Consider the following 15201-nt stretch of genomic DNA (forward strand, 5'->3'; position numbering starts at 1 on the left):
GTCCTACCCGATATCAGCCGAGGGCGTTTCAGTCGGCGGCGGGCTTGGGCTGGTCTGCCAGCTGATCGGCCAGGCGCACGAAGGCGGCCAGATCCAGTTGCTCGGGACGCAGGCTGCCGTCGACGCCGGCCGCCTCGATCTCGGCGCTGCTGAGCAGTGCCTTGAGGGTGTTGCGCAGGGTCTTGCGGCGCTGGTTGAAGGCTTCGCGGACGATGCGCTCGAGCAGGCGATGATCCTTGGCCGGGTGGGGCAGTACGGCGTGGGGCACCAGGCGCACGATGGCCGAGTCGACTTTTGGCGGCGGATTGAAGGCGCCCGGGCCGACGTTGAACAGGTGTTCCACACGGCAGTGATACTGGACCATGATCGAAAGACGGCCCCAGTCACCACCGCCAGGGCCGGCAGCCAGGCGTTCGACCACTTCCTTTTGCAGCATGAAGTGCATGTCGCGGATCAGGCCGGCGTTCTGCAGCAGGTGGAAGATCAGCGGAGTAGAGATGTTGTAGGGCAGGTTGCCAACCACCCGCAGGCTGCCTGGCGCTGCGCCCAGGGTGTTGAAGTCGAACTTCAGGGCGTCGCCCTGGTGCAGGTTGAAGTTGCTCTTGCTGGCGAACTGCTGGTTGAGGATCGGGATCAGGTCCTTGTCCAGTTCCACCACGTCCAGCTGGGCGCCGCTGCCCAGCAGGCCCTCGGTCAGGGCGCCCTGGCCCGGGCCGATTTCCAGCATGCGGTCCTCGGGCTTGGCATGGATGGACCGCAGGATGCGATCGATGACGCCAGCGTCATGCAGGAAGTTCTGGCCGAAGCGCTTGCGCGCCCGGTGTTGGTATTGCTCGGTCATATACGGTTCTCGGCCATCTGGTAGGCGGTTTCCAGGGCGACCTGCAGGCTGCCGGTGTCGATCTTGCCGCTGCCGGCCAGGTCCAGGGCGGTGCCGTGGTCGACGGAGGTGCGGATGATCGGCAAGCCGAGCGTCACGTTGACGGCCGCACCGAAGCCTTTGTACTTCAGCACAGGCAAGCCTTGGTCGTGGTACATCGCCAGCACTGCGTCGCAGTGCTCCAGATATTTGGGGGTAAACAGAGTGTCGGCAGGCAACGGACCGCGCAGGTCCATGCCTTCGGTGCGCAGGCGCTCTAGGGTAGGTTCGATGATGTCGATTTCTTCGCGGCCCAGGTGACCGCCTTCACCGGCGTGGGGGTTGAGCCCGCAGACCAGGATGCGTGGCCGGGCGATGCCGAACTTGTGTTGCAGGTCGGCATGCAGGATCCGCGTGACCCGCTCCAGGCGCTCGACAGTGATGGCGTCGGCAATCTCCCGCAAGGGCAGGTGGGTGGTTACCAGCGCCACGCGCAGGCCGTGGGTGGCCAGCATCATCACCACTTGCTCGGTGTGGGTCAGGTCGGCGAGGAATTCGGTATGGCCGGAAAAGGCGATCCCGGAATCGTTGATCACGCCTTTGTGCACGGGGGCGGTGATCATGCCGGCAAAGTGCCCGTCCAGGCAGCCCTGGCCGGCGCGGGTCAGGGTTTGCAGGACAAAAGCCGCATTGGCCTGGTCCAGCTGGCCGCTGATCACTGGTTTGGCCAGGGGCGTGTCCCAGACATACAGGCTGTTCGCTGGGGCGGGTTCAGTCGGCAGTTGCTCCAGGGTTACCGGCAGCAGATCGACGGCCACGCCCAGTTGCGCGGCCCGCTCTAGGAGCAGGTCGCGGCTGGTAATGGCAATCAGGGGGTGAGGCTGGGGTTGCGAAGCGAGCAGCAGGCACAGGTCAGGACCTATACCCGCCGGTTCGCCGGGTGTCAGAGCGAAACGTCTGGGTTTCACTGTGCGGCCTGTTCAGCGCCGGGCAGCTTGATTTCGACGTAGGCCTCGTCACGGATCTGCCGCAACCAGGTCTGCAGCTCTTCGTCGTACTTGCGGTTACGCAGGACGGTCATGGCTTGCTGTTCGCGAGCCTGGCTGGTGCTGTCGGTGGCGCGACGGCCAAGGACTTCCAGTACGTGCCAGCCGTAAGGGCTCTTGAAGGGCTTGGACAGTTGACCTTGTGGGGTCTTGGCCATCACTTCGCGGAACTCCGGCACCAGGGCGTTCGGGTCGATCCAGTTGAGGTCGCCGCCATTGAGGGCGGAGCCTGGGTCTTCCGAGTAGCTTTTCGCCAGTTCGGCGAAGTCTTCGCCGGCCTCGATGCGATCGTAGAGTTTCTGCGCCAGGCGCTTGGTCTCTTCTTCGCTGCGAATTTCGCTTGGCTTGATCAGGATGTGACGCACGTGCACTTCGTCACGCACCTGATTGCCGCCGCCGCGCTTGTCCAGCAGCTTGAGGATGATGAAACCGCCAGGGGTGCGCGCGGGCTGGGTGATATCGCCCACGGACATTGCGCTCAGTTCACGATCGAAAGGAGGGGGCAGTTGAGCTGCTTTACGCCAGCCCATGTCGCCGCCTTCCAGGGCGTTGTCGCTGCCGGAGCGGGCGATTGCCAGCTGGGCGAAGTCTGCACCCTGCTTGAGCTGCTGGTACACCTCCATGGCCTGGCGGGCAGCGCTCTGAATGGCTTCGGAGTTGGCGCTTTCCGGGGTCGGGATCAGGATGTTGGCCAGGTGCAGCTCTTCGGAGAGCTGCATCTTGCCCAGGTCCGAGGCCAGGAAGTTCTTCACTTCCTGTTCCGATACCTGGATGCGTTCGGCCACACGGCGCTGACGCACGCGGCTGATGATCATCTCGCGGCGAACCTGGTCACGGGCGTCCTCATAAGAGAGACCATCGTGGGCCAGGGCGGCACGGAATTGCTCGATGCTCATGCTGTTGCGCTGGGCAATGGTGCCGATCGCCTGGTTCAGTTCTTCATCGGTGATGCGGATGCCGGAGCGTTCGCCAATCTGCAGTTGCAGGTTTTCAACGATCAGGCGTTCCAGAACCTGTTGCTCCAGGACGCTGGTAGGCGGTACACCACCGCCACGCTTGGCGATGGTTTGCTGGACTTCGTGAACCCGTTGGTCCAACTGGCTCTGCATGACCACGTCGTTGTCGACGATGGCCACGACCTTGTCGATGGACTGTACTGCGGCGCTGGCCGCAGTACTCAGGAACAGCGCGCCCAGCATCAGCGGGCGCAGACAATCAGAAAGCTTGGTCTTCACGTTCACGATAACCTTGGATGCCTTTGTCGAGGAAGCTCTCTACTTTGGTGCCCATGACGCCACCGAGACCCTTCAGAACAATTTGGAGGAAGATGCCGCGGTCGCCTTTTTCGTTCTCCGGAGCGTTCTGACTGAACTCGTCATACTTGACCCAGTAACGGTTGATCAGGCGCAGTTTCCAGCAGCAGTTGTCGTATTCGAAACCACCGAAGGCCTCGAGCGTGCGGTTACGGTTGTAGTCGTACTGCCAACGGCTGATGGCGTTCCATTGCGGCACGATCGGCCAGATCACCGAGAAGTCATGCTGCTGGATCTTGTAGTAGTCCTTCACGTAGCCAGGCTGGCCTGGAGTGCCGTAGTCGCCGCCCATTTTCCAGGTACCGCTGTTCTGGTCGTAGCGAACTTGGTCGTTGCGATAGCGATAGCCGGCGTTGACCACCTTGTTCGGGTTGTCTTCAGGCTGATAGTGGAGCATCGCACTGCCGGAACGCGGGCTGTGGCTGTCCGGATCCCAGTTGTAGTCGGCAGTTGCACGCCAGTCGCGGTTGTAGCGGTATTCGTACTCAAGTGCGTAAGGCGAGACGTTCGAGGTGGCGTCCGCGCGGGTACGGTAGTCGATGCCCGGAAGCTGGACGGTACGGTCCTTGAAATACAGAGCCTGGCCGACGCTGATGCGCTGGCGTTGGAAACCGTTGTCTTCGATCCAGCGGCTGGTCACACCCAAGGACAGCTTGTTCTCGTCACCGACACGATCGGAGCCGTAAAAGCGGTTGTCGCGGAACAAGGAGGCGTAGTTGAACGTGGGCTCGCCAGTATCGAATACCGGGATGTCTTTCTGATCTTCCTCAGGAACGTAGAGGTAGAACGCGCGTGGCTCCAGGGTTTGACGATAGTTCTTGCCAAACCATTGGGTGTTGCGGTCGAAGTACAGGCCGCCGTCGAGGCTAGCGATCGGGACGCCGCGATTTTGGTTTCGGCTGTAGTCGCCGCCGACATAGCGGGTGCCTGTAGCGGTCGCGTTGTTGCGGGCTGCGACGATGCCTTCTTTGCCAGTACCATCAAGATCAAGGTTGTATTGGGTGTACATGTACTTCAAGGAAGGCGTCAGGTAGCCATAGCTCCAGTTCAGCGGTAGGCTGACGCCCGGCTTGAGGTTCAGACGATCGCCATTCGCGCGGGCTAGCCCAGCGACGTTGGTATCCAGGCGTCGTGTGCCCGCTGCACCGGTAACCGGATCGATCGGCCCACCGTCCTTGTCCGTATAATTGCCTGTCAGCAGATCCCGATCGAAGCGCACCAGCTCTGTTTCATAGGTGAAATCCAGGCCTTGCGGATGGTACGGCAGCGCGCCGTTGAAAGTGATTTGCGGCAGCTTGTTGTACGGCGTGATGTTGGCCACGCTGGCCAGCTCGTACGCCTGTACGTTCAGGCGTGCGGTGTAGCTGTCTCCACGATAGGTCACGGCACCTTGCTGGTTGACGTAGTCGGTGGACTTCACGCCGATCTGGTCGGTCTGCAGATCCTGGAAGTAGTACGGATCGCTGATCTTGGTGTAGTCGACTTCGGTCATCAGACGCGAATCAAGCCCACCCTTGTGCTGCCAGTTGAGCATGTAGCGGGTTTTTTCGTAGTCGGTCTGCTTCTTGCGATCGGTGTCGTCGTCGTTGAGGTACGCGGCGCCGAACTGACCTTCGCTGCTCTTGGTCAGGTAGCGGAACTCGCCTTCCATCAACAGGCCGCGCTTGGCCATGTAGCGTGGGTACAACGTGGCGTCGTAGTTGGGCGCCAAGTTGAAGTAGTACGGCGTCACCAGCATGAAGCCGGTGTCGCTGCCGGTGCTGAAGCTAGGCGGCAGGAAGCCGGACTGGCGACGATCGTCGATCGGGAAGTAGATATATGGGGTGTAGAGCACCGGAATATCTTTGACCCGAAGGGTCACGTTGGTCGCAGTGCCGAAGCCGGTGGCCGGGTTCAAGGTGATGTTGTTGCCCTTGAGCTGCCAGGCGTTGCTGTTCGGTTCGCACGTGGTGTACGTACCATCCTTGAGGCGGATGATGGCGTTTTCCGCACGCTTGGCATACAGCGCATTACCACGGACGCGGGATTTGTGCAGGACGTACTCGGCGTTGTCGACCTTGGCTTCACCGGTGTCCAGCTGGACGTCGGCGTGATCGCCCACCAGCAGCGCGCCATTGTCGCGTATGCGCACGTTACCGCTCAGTTCGCCGCGGTTCTCGGCCTGGTACAGGCTGGCCTCGTCGGCTTCGACCTGCATGCTGCCCTGGCGCATGACCACGTCACCGGCCAGGGTCGCCACCTGTTCTTCCTGCTGATAGCGGGAAGCCTTGGCACCGATAAAGGTCGGGGCGTCACTTTTATTCGTCTTGTCATTCATGCCAGGACGAATCGGTTCGATATAGGAACCAGAGCAGTAAGGACCGGTCTCGGCCAATTGAGCTGCGGTGAGCTTCTCGCGCGGTACCCAGTCGAGGTGGCTGTAGTCCGCACTGCGGGACCTCAGGCCACGGCCCTTGGCCTCGGTCACCAGCTTCGACTTGTCGCTGCTGGCCTCTTCACCCGCAGCATCGGCTGCCGTAGCAACGCTGGAGCTGACCGAGTTGGCGTCGTGAACCGGGCGCGGCGGCAGTTGGGCGGCGCTGGTTTTCGGCGCACAGGCCCAGCCACCCGAAGCAGAGACTGAGCAGTCATACTGTTCCGCGGCGACCACGAAGGAAGTGGCTAGAGGTTGCAGGGCCAGCAAACTGCCGGTAACCAGCAACGGAAATTTTTTACGAAACGCGGGGGATTTCAATGCCATCTTATTAGTCCGGGCTTCCTGCGTGCCATCTGCCCGCGGTGTGGGCCGCACGCCTCTCGATGGTCTGAAAAAGATGCTGGATAATAAAGCATGACCCGCTTGACGGCTAGCGCCGTCGGAGACCCTTGTAATGCCTGACCAAGATGTACGCTTGCAACACCTGAAAGTTTGGCTCGATGAGCAGTTGGCGATTGTTTATGCAGCACAGGGCTGGGGTGAAGTGCCCCCGGCAACATTGACCGCAGCCAGCAGCGACGCGAGTTTCCGTCGTTATTTCCGTTGGCAGGGCGCGGGTCGCAGCTTCGTGGTGATGGACGCTCCGCCCCCCCAGGAAAACTGCAAACCCTTCGTGGATATCGCCCGTTTACTGGCGACTTGCGGCATCAACGTGCCGAAAATTTATGCAGAAGATTTGCCTCGCGGCTTCCTGTTGCTCAATGACCTGGGCAATCAGACCTACCTGGACGTGATCAACGAACATAATGCCGACGCACTGTTCGAGGATGCATTCCAGGCTTTGCTGGCCTTCCAGCAGTTGCCGATGGACGCGCCCCTGCCCAGTTACGACGTGGCCCTGCTGCGCCGTGAACTGGAGCTGTTCCCCGAGTGGTACATCGGCCGTGAGCTGGGCATCAGCCTGAGTCCGCAGCAGCGCGAGCAATGGCAGCGCGTCAGCGACCTGCTGATCGACAGCGCCCTGGCGCAACCCAAGGTGCTGGTGCACCGCGACTATATGCCACGCAACCTGATGCACAGCGACCCGAACCCCGGCGTGCTGGACTTCCAGGATGCGGTCTACGGCCCGGTGACCTATGACTTGACCTGTCTGTTCAAGGATGCCTTCCTCAGCTGGCCGGAGTCCCGGGTACAAGGCTGGCTGAGCCAGTACTGGCGCCAGGCGCGGGCGCGGGGCATCCCGGTGCAGGACGACTTTGACGAGTTTCTGCGGGCCAGCGACCTGATGGGCGTGCAGCGTCACCTCAAGGTGATCGGTATCTTCTCGCGGATTTGCCACCGCGATGGCAAACCACGCTACCTGGCCGACGTGCCGCGCTTCTTTGCTTATATAGAGGCGGTGACGTCCCGACGCCCCGAGCTTGCAGAGCTGTCGCAACTGCTGCTCAGCCTGCGCCAGCCGGCGGGAGCCCATGCATGAAGGCGATGATCCTGGCAGCCGGCAAGGGCGAGCGCATGCGCCCCCTGACCCTGACCACTCCCAAACCCTTGCTGCCTGTAGCGGGCATGCCGCTGATCGAGTACCACCTGCGGGCCCTGGCGGCGGCAGGCTTTCGCGACATCGTTATCAACCATGCCTGGCTCGGCCAGCAGATCGAGGATGCCCTCGGCGATGGGCAGCGCTGGGGCCTGAACATTCAGTATTCGGCCGAAGGCCAGCCGCTGGAAACCGGCGGCGGGATTTTCCAGGCACTGCCCTTGTTGGGGGACGCGCCGTTCCTGGTGGTCAATGGCGATATCTGGACCGATTACGATTTTGCCGCGCTGCGTCGGCCCCTGGCCGGGCTGGCTCATCTGGTGATGGTGGACAACCCGCCGCACCACCCCAGTGGTGGCGACTTCTGCCTGGTAAACGGCCAGTTGCACGACCGCCAGCCAGGCGCAGCGGCGCTCACGTTCAGCGGCATATCGGTGCTGCATCCGCGGTTGTTCCAGGGTTGTGTTGCCGGTCCGTTCAAGCTGGCGCCGCTATTGCGCGAGGCCATGGCCCAAGGCCAGGTCAGCGGCGAACATATGCAGGGGCACTGGGTCGATGTCGGCACCGTCGAGCGTCTGGCCCAGGTTGAACACCTGCTGCAAGCGAGTCGCTGATATGTGGTGGCCAGGGACTCTGATCGGAGCCGGAGCTGGATTTGCAATCGCCAGTATTCCGGGGGCCATGCTCGGTGCGTTGCTGGGGCAGGCGCTGGACCGGCGCCTGCAACTGCACAGCTGGGCGCAGGTGCGTGAACGCCTGGGCGGCCGCCCGGCGTTGCGCAATGATGAATTGCTGTTCGTACTGCTGGGGCGGCTGGCCAAGAGTGATGGCCGGGTGATGGACGGGCATATCCAGCAGGCGCGTCAGGAAATGCGCTCGCTGGAGATGAACGATGCGTCCCAGCGCCGGGCGATTGCCGCATTCAACCGCGGCAAGTCGGGCAATGACCGTCTGCGCGGCTATCTGCGTCGCCTTGCGGCCCAGCCCCATGCCGCCGAAGGCGTGCTGCGGGCCTGTTGGCGCATGGTCTGGGCCGACGGCCGGGTCGGGCCGGCGGAGCGCGAGCTGATCCAGCTCTGGGGCAAATGGCTGGGCTGGACCCGCGAGCAGGTGCAGGCACTGGCGCAGGACTACGGTCCGGCGAGGAAGTCGCTGGCCGAAGGTGCCCTGACTTATCAAGAGGCGCTGCGCCTGTTGGGGGTTGCAGCTACCAGTGAGCCGTCGCAGATCAAGCGGGCCTATCGGCGCCTGCTCAGCCGCCATCACCCGGACAAGATCGCCGGCAACGGCGCCAGCGAGTCACAGGTGCGTGAGGCCACGGAAAAGACCCGGGAGCTGCACAGCGCCTATGCCCTGATACGCCAGCGCCGAGAATTTCGCTGAGGGTGCAGGCCGCGATCGCCGCTGTGGCAGTCGCGGCCTGTGGGCTCAGCTATCGGTGTTCTGAGGGTTCAACCAACCGCGTACCCGGCGAAACAGCTGCTCTTGCTGGGCGGTGTTGTTGCCAGGCAGGGCCTTGAGGGGAATCTGGCTGAAGTTCGAGTGCTTCAGGCGCTTGCTCGCTTGCAGTCGCTCCAGGGCGGCTTTTTGCGCCAGGGGCTTGTCGACGTAGAAGAAGTCGGCAGTGGCCAGCTTCAACGTAGGCGTGATCTCCGCCAACTGCGGTTTGCCATTGGCCGGGGACTGGGCTGCTACCATCACCAGCTTCTGTACCTGGGCCGGCTGTTTCTCGCTGAGGTAGCGTGCGGCCCAGTAGGCACCCGTACCATGACCCAGGAGCACGATGCTGCGGGCGTTCTGCTGTTCGGCAAAGGCCAGGGCCGCATCGACACGGGTGAAGATGCGCTCGGCATCCGCCTTGACCTGCTCTTCCGTGCTTTCTGCTACTACCCGGTCGGCCACGTCGGCTTCGCCGCCAGCGACCTGCTCGATCGGCTTGGCCTCGGTGCTGGCGTCCTTGGCGGTATTGGCCTTGTCCGTAGGGGCCGGTGCGGCTTCGACCACCCGTGGTTGCGCGGCCTCGCTGAGCATGTCGGGCAGGGTCAGGCTCAGGCTGGCCCACTCGGTGTCCGGCAATCTGTTGCGCAAAGGTGCAATGGCTTGCGGCCAGTCAGCGGTTTCACCCGCTCCCGGGAGGATAATCACCACGCCCTTGGGGTCGCTGGTGTTGGCTGGCTTCCACAGGGCCAGGAAGGTATCGCCGCCGGCTTGCAACTGCTGCTGTTCCAGGGCGGGCAACTGGCGCTCCAGGGCGGCGGCGTCTTCCTGGCTACGTTCAGGCAAGGGTTGGCGTTGCGCCGGTTGTTCCTCGGGAGTCTTGGTTTCTGGAGCCGGGTCGGCAGCTTGCACAGAAAAGGTCCAGGGCAGGATCAGCGACAGGCACAATGCGGGCAGTGCCGAGCGGTGGACAAGGGGCATCGGATATTCCAGGCCAGAAGTAATTCCGGCAGCCTAATGGGTTGGTCAGTATTTGTCAGGGTGTGAGACTTCAGATGATGCGTTTTCGCTGCCTTCTGCTTATCGGCTGTCTGTGCCTTCCCTTGATAGGCCGTGCGGCCCCGGCGCCCCAGGTGCCGACGGCGTCCTTGAGCCTGGAACAGCGCCAGTGGCTGGCGCAGCACCCCGAGTTGCGAGTGGGGCTGGTGTTGCAGGCGCCGTTCGCCCAGTACGACCGGCGCCTGCAGCGGCTGTCCGGGGCCAATGTCGAGTTGATGCAAGCCCTGGCCAAGGCGTTGAACATCGAGCTCAGCTGGCGCAACTTCCCTGACCAGGCACAGCTGGAGCGAGCCCTGCGCGACGGCGAAGTGGACATGGCCCCGGGCCTGACCCAGACCCCGGCCGGTCTGCGCCTGTGGCTGTTCAGCGACCCCTATATGCGCGTGCCGCAGCTGGTGGTCGGGGAGCGCAAGGGCGCAGGTGCGGTGGAGCTGGAAAAGCTCGACAGCCAGGCCCGGGTAGCCGTGCGCATGCCCAGTGCAGTGGCCGATTACCTGCGCCTGACTTACCCCAACCTCAACCTGCAAGGGGTGCCCCTGGAGCGCCAGGCCCTGCAGTTGCTGCTGAGCCAGCAGGCCCGCTACGCGGTGGTGGACGAAGCTCAGCTCAGTCGCCTGTCGGGGGAGGCGGAGTTCGCCGGGCTGGCCGTGGTGGGGGATATCGGCCTGCCGCAATTGCTGCGGATAGCCACCCGCCGCGATTGGCCGGAACTGGCGAGCATTGTCGAAGCGGCCTTGCATGCGATCCCGGCCAAGGAGCTGGAGCAGCTCCATGGCCGCTGGCTGCAGCCCAAGTACCCGCGGCTTGGCGAGTCCCCCGGGGTTTGGCAGAACCTCAGCCTGCTGTTGGTGATCCTGCTGCTGGCGAGTCTGGCGATCGTCTTCTGGCAGCGCCGCCAGCAGCGCAGCCTGGAGCAGCGCCTGCTGGCAGCGCGGGAGGACATCGCCTTGCGTGCCGCCAGCGAGGAAGCCCTGCGTCTGACCCAGTTCTCCATCGATCAGAGCACCGTGGGCATTCTCTGGGTCAATTGGGACAGCCATGTGCGCTACGCCAACCGGGCAGCCGAAGAGATGCTCGGTTACCCGGCGGGCGGGGTGATCGACCGGCCGCTGATCGATTTCGAGCCCAACCTGCACATGGATCGCTGGCTCAACCTGTGGAAGCGGGCCCGGGCCAGCGAGGAGGGCGTGCAAAGTTTCGAGACCCAGTGTGTGCGTGCCGATGGCAGCATCCTGCCGGCGGACGTGTCCCTGAGCTTCCTGCGCTTTCGCGACAGCGAATACCTGGTGGTTTACCTCAATGACGTGACCGAGCGCCGTCGCGCGCTGGCGGCCCTGCGCGAAAGCGAGGCGCGTCTGCAGGGGATTGCAGCCAACGTGCCGGGCCTGGTGTTCCGCCTGGAGCGGGCGCCGGTCACCGGGCAGATCGACTTTGCCTATATCAGCGAAGGCAGCGAGACCCTGGTGGGCTACTCGCCAGCAGTGCTGGCCCACCGGGACAAGGGCCTGCGCAGCCTGGTGCACCCGGACGACAAGGCCAGCTATCACCAGACCCAGGACCAGGCCCTGGACACCGACAGCGACTGGTCCTGGCAGGGCCGCATCCTCACTCGCCAGGGCCAGCAGCGCTGGGCCGAGATCAAGGCCATCACCCGGCGCCTGGATGACGGCGCGTTTGTCTGGGACGGCATTGTCTGGGACATCAGCGAAAGCAAGCGCATCGAGCTGGAACTGGCCAGCTCCCGTGAACAGTTGCGGGAGCTGTCGGCGCACCTGGAAAGCGTGCGCGAAGAGGAAAAGGCCCGCATTGCCCGGGAAGTCCATGACGAACTGGGGCAGATGCTGACGGTGCTCAAGCTGGAAACGTCCATGTGTGAACTGGCCTATGCCCAGCTCGACCCGGGCCTGCATGAACGCCTCAACAGCATGAAGCGCCTGATCGCCCAGCTGTTCCAGCTGGTGCGGGATGTGGCTACCGCCTTGCGGCCGCCGATCCTCGATGCGGGCATCGCCTCGGCCATCGAATGGCAGGCCCGCCGGTTCGAGGCCCGCACCCAGATCCCTTGCCTGGTCCAGGTGCCGGACAACCTGCCACGCTTGAGCGACGCCAAGGCCGTCGGCCTGTTCCGTATCCTCCAGGAGGCCCTGACCAATGTCATGCGCCATGCCCAGGCGCATACTGTGGAACTGACCCTGACCCTGGAAGCACACGAGCTGTGCATGAGCATCAGCGATGACGGCCTGGGCTTCGACACCGCGTCGGCGCGCCCGACCTCCTTTGGCCTGGTGGGCATGCGCGAGCGGGTGCTGATCATGGGCGGGAGCCTGTCGCTGCACAGTGAGCAGGGCGAAGGCACCACCCTGAGCGTCCGGGTGCCCCTGGATCCAGAAGAATAACGAGGAGAAGCGCGTGATCCGTGTACTGGTAGCCGAAGACCACACCATCGTTCGCGAAGGCATCAAGCAACTGATTGGCCTGGCCAAGGACCTGGTCGTGGTGGGCGAGGCGAGCAACGGCGAGCAGTTGCTGGAGACCCTGCGTCAGGTGCCCTGCGAAGTGGTACTGCTGGATATCTCCATGCCCGGGGTGAACGGCCTGGAGGCCATTCCGCGGATCCGCGCCCTGAGCAATCCGCCGGCAATCCTGGTGCTGTCGATGCACGACGAGGCGCAGATGGCCGCCCGGGCGCTGAAGATCGGCGCTGCCGGCTACGCCACCAAGGACAGCGACCCGTCGCTGCTGCTGACCGCCATCCGCAAGGTGGCCTCCGGCGGGCGCTATATCGACCCGGACCTGGCGGACCGCATGGTCTTCGAAGTCGGCCTGACCGATGCCCGGCCCTTGCATTCGCTGCTGTCCGAGCGAGAGTTCTCGGTCTTCGAGCGCCTGGCCCAGGGCGCCAATGTCAACGACATCGCCCAGCAACTGGCCCTGAGCAGCAAGACCATCAGCACCCACAAGGCGCGGCTGATGCAGAAACTCAACATCACCTCCCTGGCCGAACTGGTGAAGTACGCCATGGAGCACAAGCTGCTCTGACACCCTCTCCTGTGCTCTCCCTCCCCTTGGGGGAGGGCACTTATCCATTTGCGACATTCCGCGCTTTCAGGCTTTGGCCGTTTCTTGCCGCTTGCAGCCTGCCGTTTGCCTCCGCCCTTATCCAATCGCGCCATTCTTGTAGGGCAATCCCTACACGCAACCTTCCAGAGGGCTGAGGCGAATCTCTCCTGGCCCCCGATTTGCGCGCTCTGCAGGCTCCTCTAGGCTTGCTCCACAGCCGTCTAAAACAAAAGGTGTGGGTATGAGCGAGGTCGTTTCAAGCGCTGGGGCCAACGATGTTCTGGTCAGTTTTCGTGGTGTGCAGAAGAGCTACGACGGCGAGAACCTGATCGTCAAAGACCTCAACCTGGAAATTCGCAAAGGCGAGTTCCTCACCCTGCTGGGGCCGTCCGGTTCCGGCAAGACCACCAGCCTGATGATGCTGGCCGGTTTCGAGACGCCGACCGCCGGTGAGATCCAGCTGGCCGGGCGTGCCATTAACAATGTGCCGCCGCACAAGCGCGATATCGGCATGGTGTTCCAGAACTACGCCTTGTTCCCGCACATGACCGTGGCCGAGAACCTCGGCTTTCCGCTGTCGGTGCGTGGCCTGAGCAAGACCGACATCAGTGAGCGGGTCAAGCGCGTGCTAAGCATGGTCCAGCTCGATGCGTTCGCCCAGCGCTACCCGGCGCAACTGTCCGGCGGCCAGCAGCAGCGGGTGGCCCTGGCCCGGGCCCTGGTGTTCGAGCCGCAGCTGGTGCTGATGGACGAACCCCTCGGCGCCCTCGACAAGCAGCTGCGCGAACACATGCAGATGGAGATCAAGCACCTGCATCAGCGCCTGGGCGTGACCGTGGTTTATGTGACCCACGACCAGGGCGAAGCACTGACCATGTCCGACCGTGTGGCGGTGTTCCACCAGGGCGAGATCCAGCAGATCGCGCCGCCGCGCACCCTCTACGAAGAGCCGAAGAACACCTTCGTCGCCAACTTCATCGGCGAGAACAACCGCCTCAACGGCCGCCTGCACAGCCATAACGGCGAGCGCTGCGTGGTGGAGCTGGGGCGTGGCGAGAAGGTCGAGGCGCTGGCAGTGAATGTCGGCCAGGTCGGCGGCCCGGTGACCTTGTCCATCCGCCCGGAGCGGGTGAGCCTCAACGGTTCCAGCGAAAGCTGCGTCAACCGCTTCTCCGGCCGGGTGGCGGAATTCATCTATCTGGGCGACCACGTCCGGGTGCGCCTGGAAGTCTGCGGCAAAAGCGACTTCTTCGTGAAACAGCCGATTGCCGAGCTCGATCCTGCGCTGGCGGTGGGTGACGTGGTGCCGCTTGGCTGGCAAGTCGAGCACGTTCGCGCGCTCGACCCGCTTCTAGAGGCGAATTGATCGCCCCCCTGCAACACCAACCTGCACGTGGAGAACACAATAAATGTTGAGATCCCTGAAATTCACCGCCCTGGCATTGGGCATGCTGGGTGCGGCGCACGCCATGGCGGCGGGGCCGGACCTGACCGTAGTGTCCTTTGGCGGGGCGAACAAGGCGGCACAGGTCAAGGCCTTCTATGCCCCTTGGGAAGCGGCCGGCAAGGGCAAGATCATCGCCGGTGAATACAACGGCGAGATGGCCAAGATCAAAGCCATGGTCGACACCAAGAGCGTGTCCTGGGACCTGGTGGAAGTGGAGTCCCCGGAACTGTCCCGCGGTTGCGACGAGGACATGTTCGAGCAACTGGACCCGGCGCTGTTCGGCAAGAGCGAAGACTACGTCAAGGGCGCTATCCAACCGTGCGGCGTGGGCTTCTTCGTCTGGTCCACGGTCCTGGCCTACAACGCCGACAAGCTGAAAACCGCTCCGAGCAGTTGGGCTGATTTCTGGGACGTCAAGCAGTTCCCGGGCAAGCGCGGCCTGCGCAAGGGCGCCAAGTACACCCTGGAATTCGCCTTGATGGCCGACGGCGTCGCGCCCAAGGACGTGTACAAGGTCCTGGCCGGCAAGGATGGCCAGGACCGCGCCTTCAAGAAACTCGATGAGCTCAAGCCTTACATCCAGTGGTGGGAAGCCGGCGCCCAGCCGCCGCAGTACCTGGCCTCCGGCGACGTGGTCATGAGTTCGGCCTACAACGGTCGGATCGCTGCGGTGCAGAAGGAAAGCAACCTGAAAGTGGTATGGAACGGCGGCATCTACGACTTCGACGCCTGGGCCATTCCCAAAGGCCTGGACAAGGCTCGCGCCGAAGCGGCGAAGAAATTCATCGCCTACTCGGTACAGCCGCAGCAGCAGAAGACCTATTCGGAGAATATCGCCTACGGTCCGGCCAACACCCAGGCCGTGCCGCTGCTGGCCAAGGACATCCTCAAGGACATGCCGACCACTCCGGAAAACATCGCCAACCAGGTGCAGATCGACGTCAGCTTCTGGGCTGACAACGGTGAGCAACTGGAACAGCGCTTCAACGCCTGGGCAGCCAAGTAACCACCCCCAGCCGTTGTAGGA

12 protein-coding genes are annotated in these 15201 nt (G+C 63.3%); 7 read left to right on the plus strand and 5 right to left on the minus strand.

The window, feature by feature from the left end; all coding sequences use genetic code 11:
* Positions 1 to 28: 28 nt before the first annotated feature.
* The 4 genes from rsmA to KCG88_RS19915 are packed head-to-tail and all read right to left on the minus strand — an operon-like array spanning position 29 to position 5958.
* A complete protein-coding gene (gene rsmA / locus KCG88_RS19900) occupies positions 29 to 841 on the minus strand; it encodes a 16S rRNA (adenine(1518)-N(6)/adenine(1519)-N(6))-dimethyltransferase RsmA (RefSeq protein WP_210712953.1) in 813 nt (270 codons plus the stop codon).
* Positions 838 to 1827: a 4-hydroxythreonine-4-phosphate dehydrogenase PdxA gene (gene pdxA, locus KCG88_RS19905; RefSeq protein ID WP_015637252.1), complete on the minus strand. Its 990-nt coding sequence runs from the start codon at positions 1825 to 1827 to the stop codon at positions 838 to 840. The genes rsmA and pdxA overlap by 4 nt, the downstream gene beginning before the upstream one ends.
* Positions 1824 to 3140, minus strand: coding sequence for a peptidylprolyl isomerase SurA (gene surA, locus KCG88_RS19910; protein ID WP_210712954.1), 1317 nt, complete (start codon positions 3138 to 3140; stop codon positions 1824 to 1826). The genes pdxA and surA overlap by 4 nt, the downstream gene beginning before the upstream one ends.
* Positions 3121 to 5958: an LPS-assembly protein LptD gene (locus tag KCG88_RS19915; RefSeq protein ID WP_210712955.1), complete on the minus strand. Its 2838-nt coding sequence runs from the start codon at positions 5956 to 5958 to the stop codon at positions 3121 to 3123. The genes surA and KCG88_RS19915 overlap by 20 nt, the downstream gene beginning before the upstream one ends.
* 130 nt (positions 5959 to 6088) lie before the next feature.
* On the opposite strand from KCG88_RS19915, the gene KCG88_RS19920 reads away from it, so the two are divergent.
* From KCG88_RS19920 to KCG88_RS19930, 3 genes are read left to right on the plus strand one after another with little or no spacing between them, the layout of a single operon-like run.
* Positions 6089 to 7114, plus strand: a complete 1026-nt coding sequence (locus tag KCG88_RS19920) for a phosphotransferase (protein WP_210712956.1) — start codon at positions 6089 to 6091, stop codon at positions 7112 to 7114.
* Positions 7111 to 7785 (plus strand): N-acetylmuramate alpha-1-phosphate uridylyltransferase MurU, encoded by a 675-nt coding sequence (murU, locus tag KCG88_RS19925; RefSeq protein ID WP_065365138.1) that lies wholly within the window; start codon positions 7111 to 7113, stop codon positions 7783 to 7785. The genes KCG88_RS19920 and murU overlap by 4 nt, the downstream gene beginning before the upstream one ends.
* Before the next feature lies 1 nt (position 7786).
* On the plus strand, positions 7787 to 8554 hold the full coding sequence (locus KCG88_RS19930) for a TerB family tellurite resistance protein (protein WP_210712957.1): 768 nt from the start codon (positions 7787 to 7789) through the stop codon (positions 8552 to 8554).
* Between the two features lie 45 nt (positions 8555 to 8599).
* Here the strand turns inward: KCG88_RS19930 and KCG88_RS19935 are convergent, their stop codons facing one another.
* Positions 8600 to 9589, minus strand: a complete 990-nt coding sequence (locus KCG88_RS19935; RefSeq protein ID WP_047289577.1) for an alpha/beta hydrolase family protein — start codon at positions 9587 to 9589, stop codon at positions 8600 to 8602.
* A gap of 74 nt (positions 9590 to 9663) precedes the next feature.
* On the opposite strand from KCG88_RS19935, the gene KCG88_RS19940 reads away from it, so the two are divergent.
* From KCG88_RS19940 to KCG88_RS19955, 4 genes are all read left to right on the plus strand, one after another.
* The gene (locus tag KCG88_RS19940) at positions 9664 to 12063 is read left to right on the plus strand and encodes a sensor histidine kinase (RefSeq protein ID WP_210712958.1); all 2400 of its coding nucleotides are present in this window, start codon (positions 9664 to 9666) and stop codon (positions 12061 to 12063) included.
* 13 nt (positions 12064 to 12076) lie between these two features.
* The gene (locus tag KCG88_RS19945; RefSeq protein ID WP_047337955.1) at positions 12077 to 12706 is read left to right on the plus strand and encodes a response regulator transcription factor; all 630 of its coding nucleotides are present in this window, start codon (positions 12077 to 12079) and stop codon (positions 12704 to 12706) included.
* A gap of 262 nt (positions 12707 to 12968) precedes the next feature.
* Positions 12969 to 14093, plus strand: a complete 1125-nt coding sequence (locus KCG88_RS19950; RefSeq protein WP_047337954.1) for an ABC transporter ATP-binding protein — start codon at positions 12969 to 12971, stop codon at positions 14091 to 14093.
* Between the two features lie 43 nt (positions 14094 to 14136).
* Positions 14137 to 15180 (plus strand): ABC transporter substrate-binding protein, encoded by a 1044-nt coding sequence (locus KCG88_RS19955; protein ID WP_047337953.1) that lies wholly within the window; start codon positions 14137 to 14139, stop codon positions 15178 to 15180.
* The last annotated feature ends 21 nt before the right edge of the window (positions 15181 to 15201 follow it).

The organism is Pseudomonas sp. MWU349, from assembly GCF_017947325.1.
Taxonomy (GTDB): Bacteria; Pseudomonadota; Gammaproteobacteria; order Pseudomonadales; family Pseudomonadaceae; genus Aquipseudomonas; species Aquipseudomonas protegens.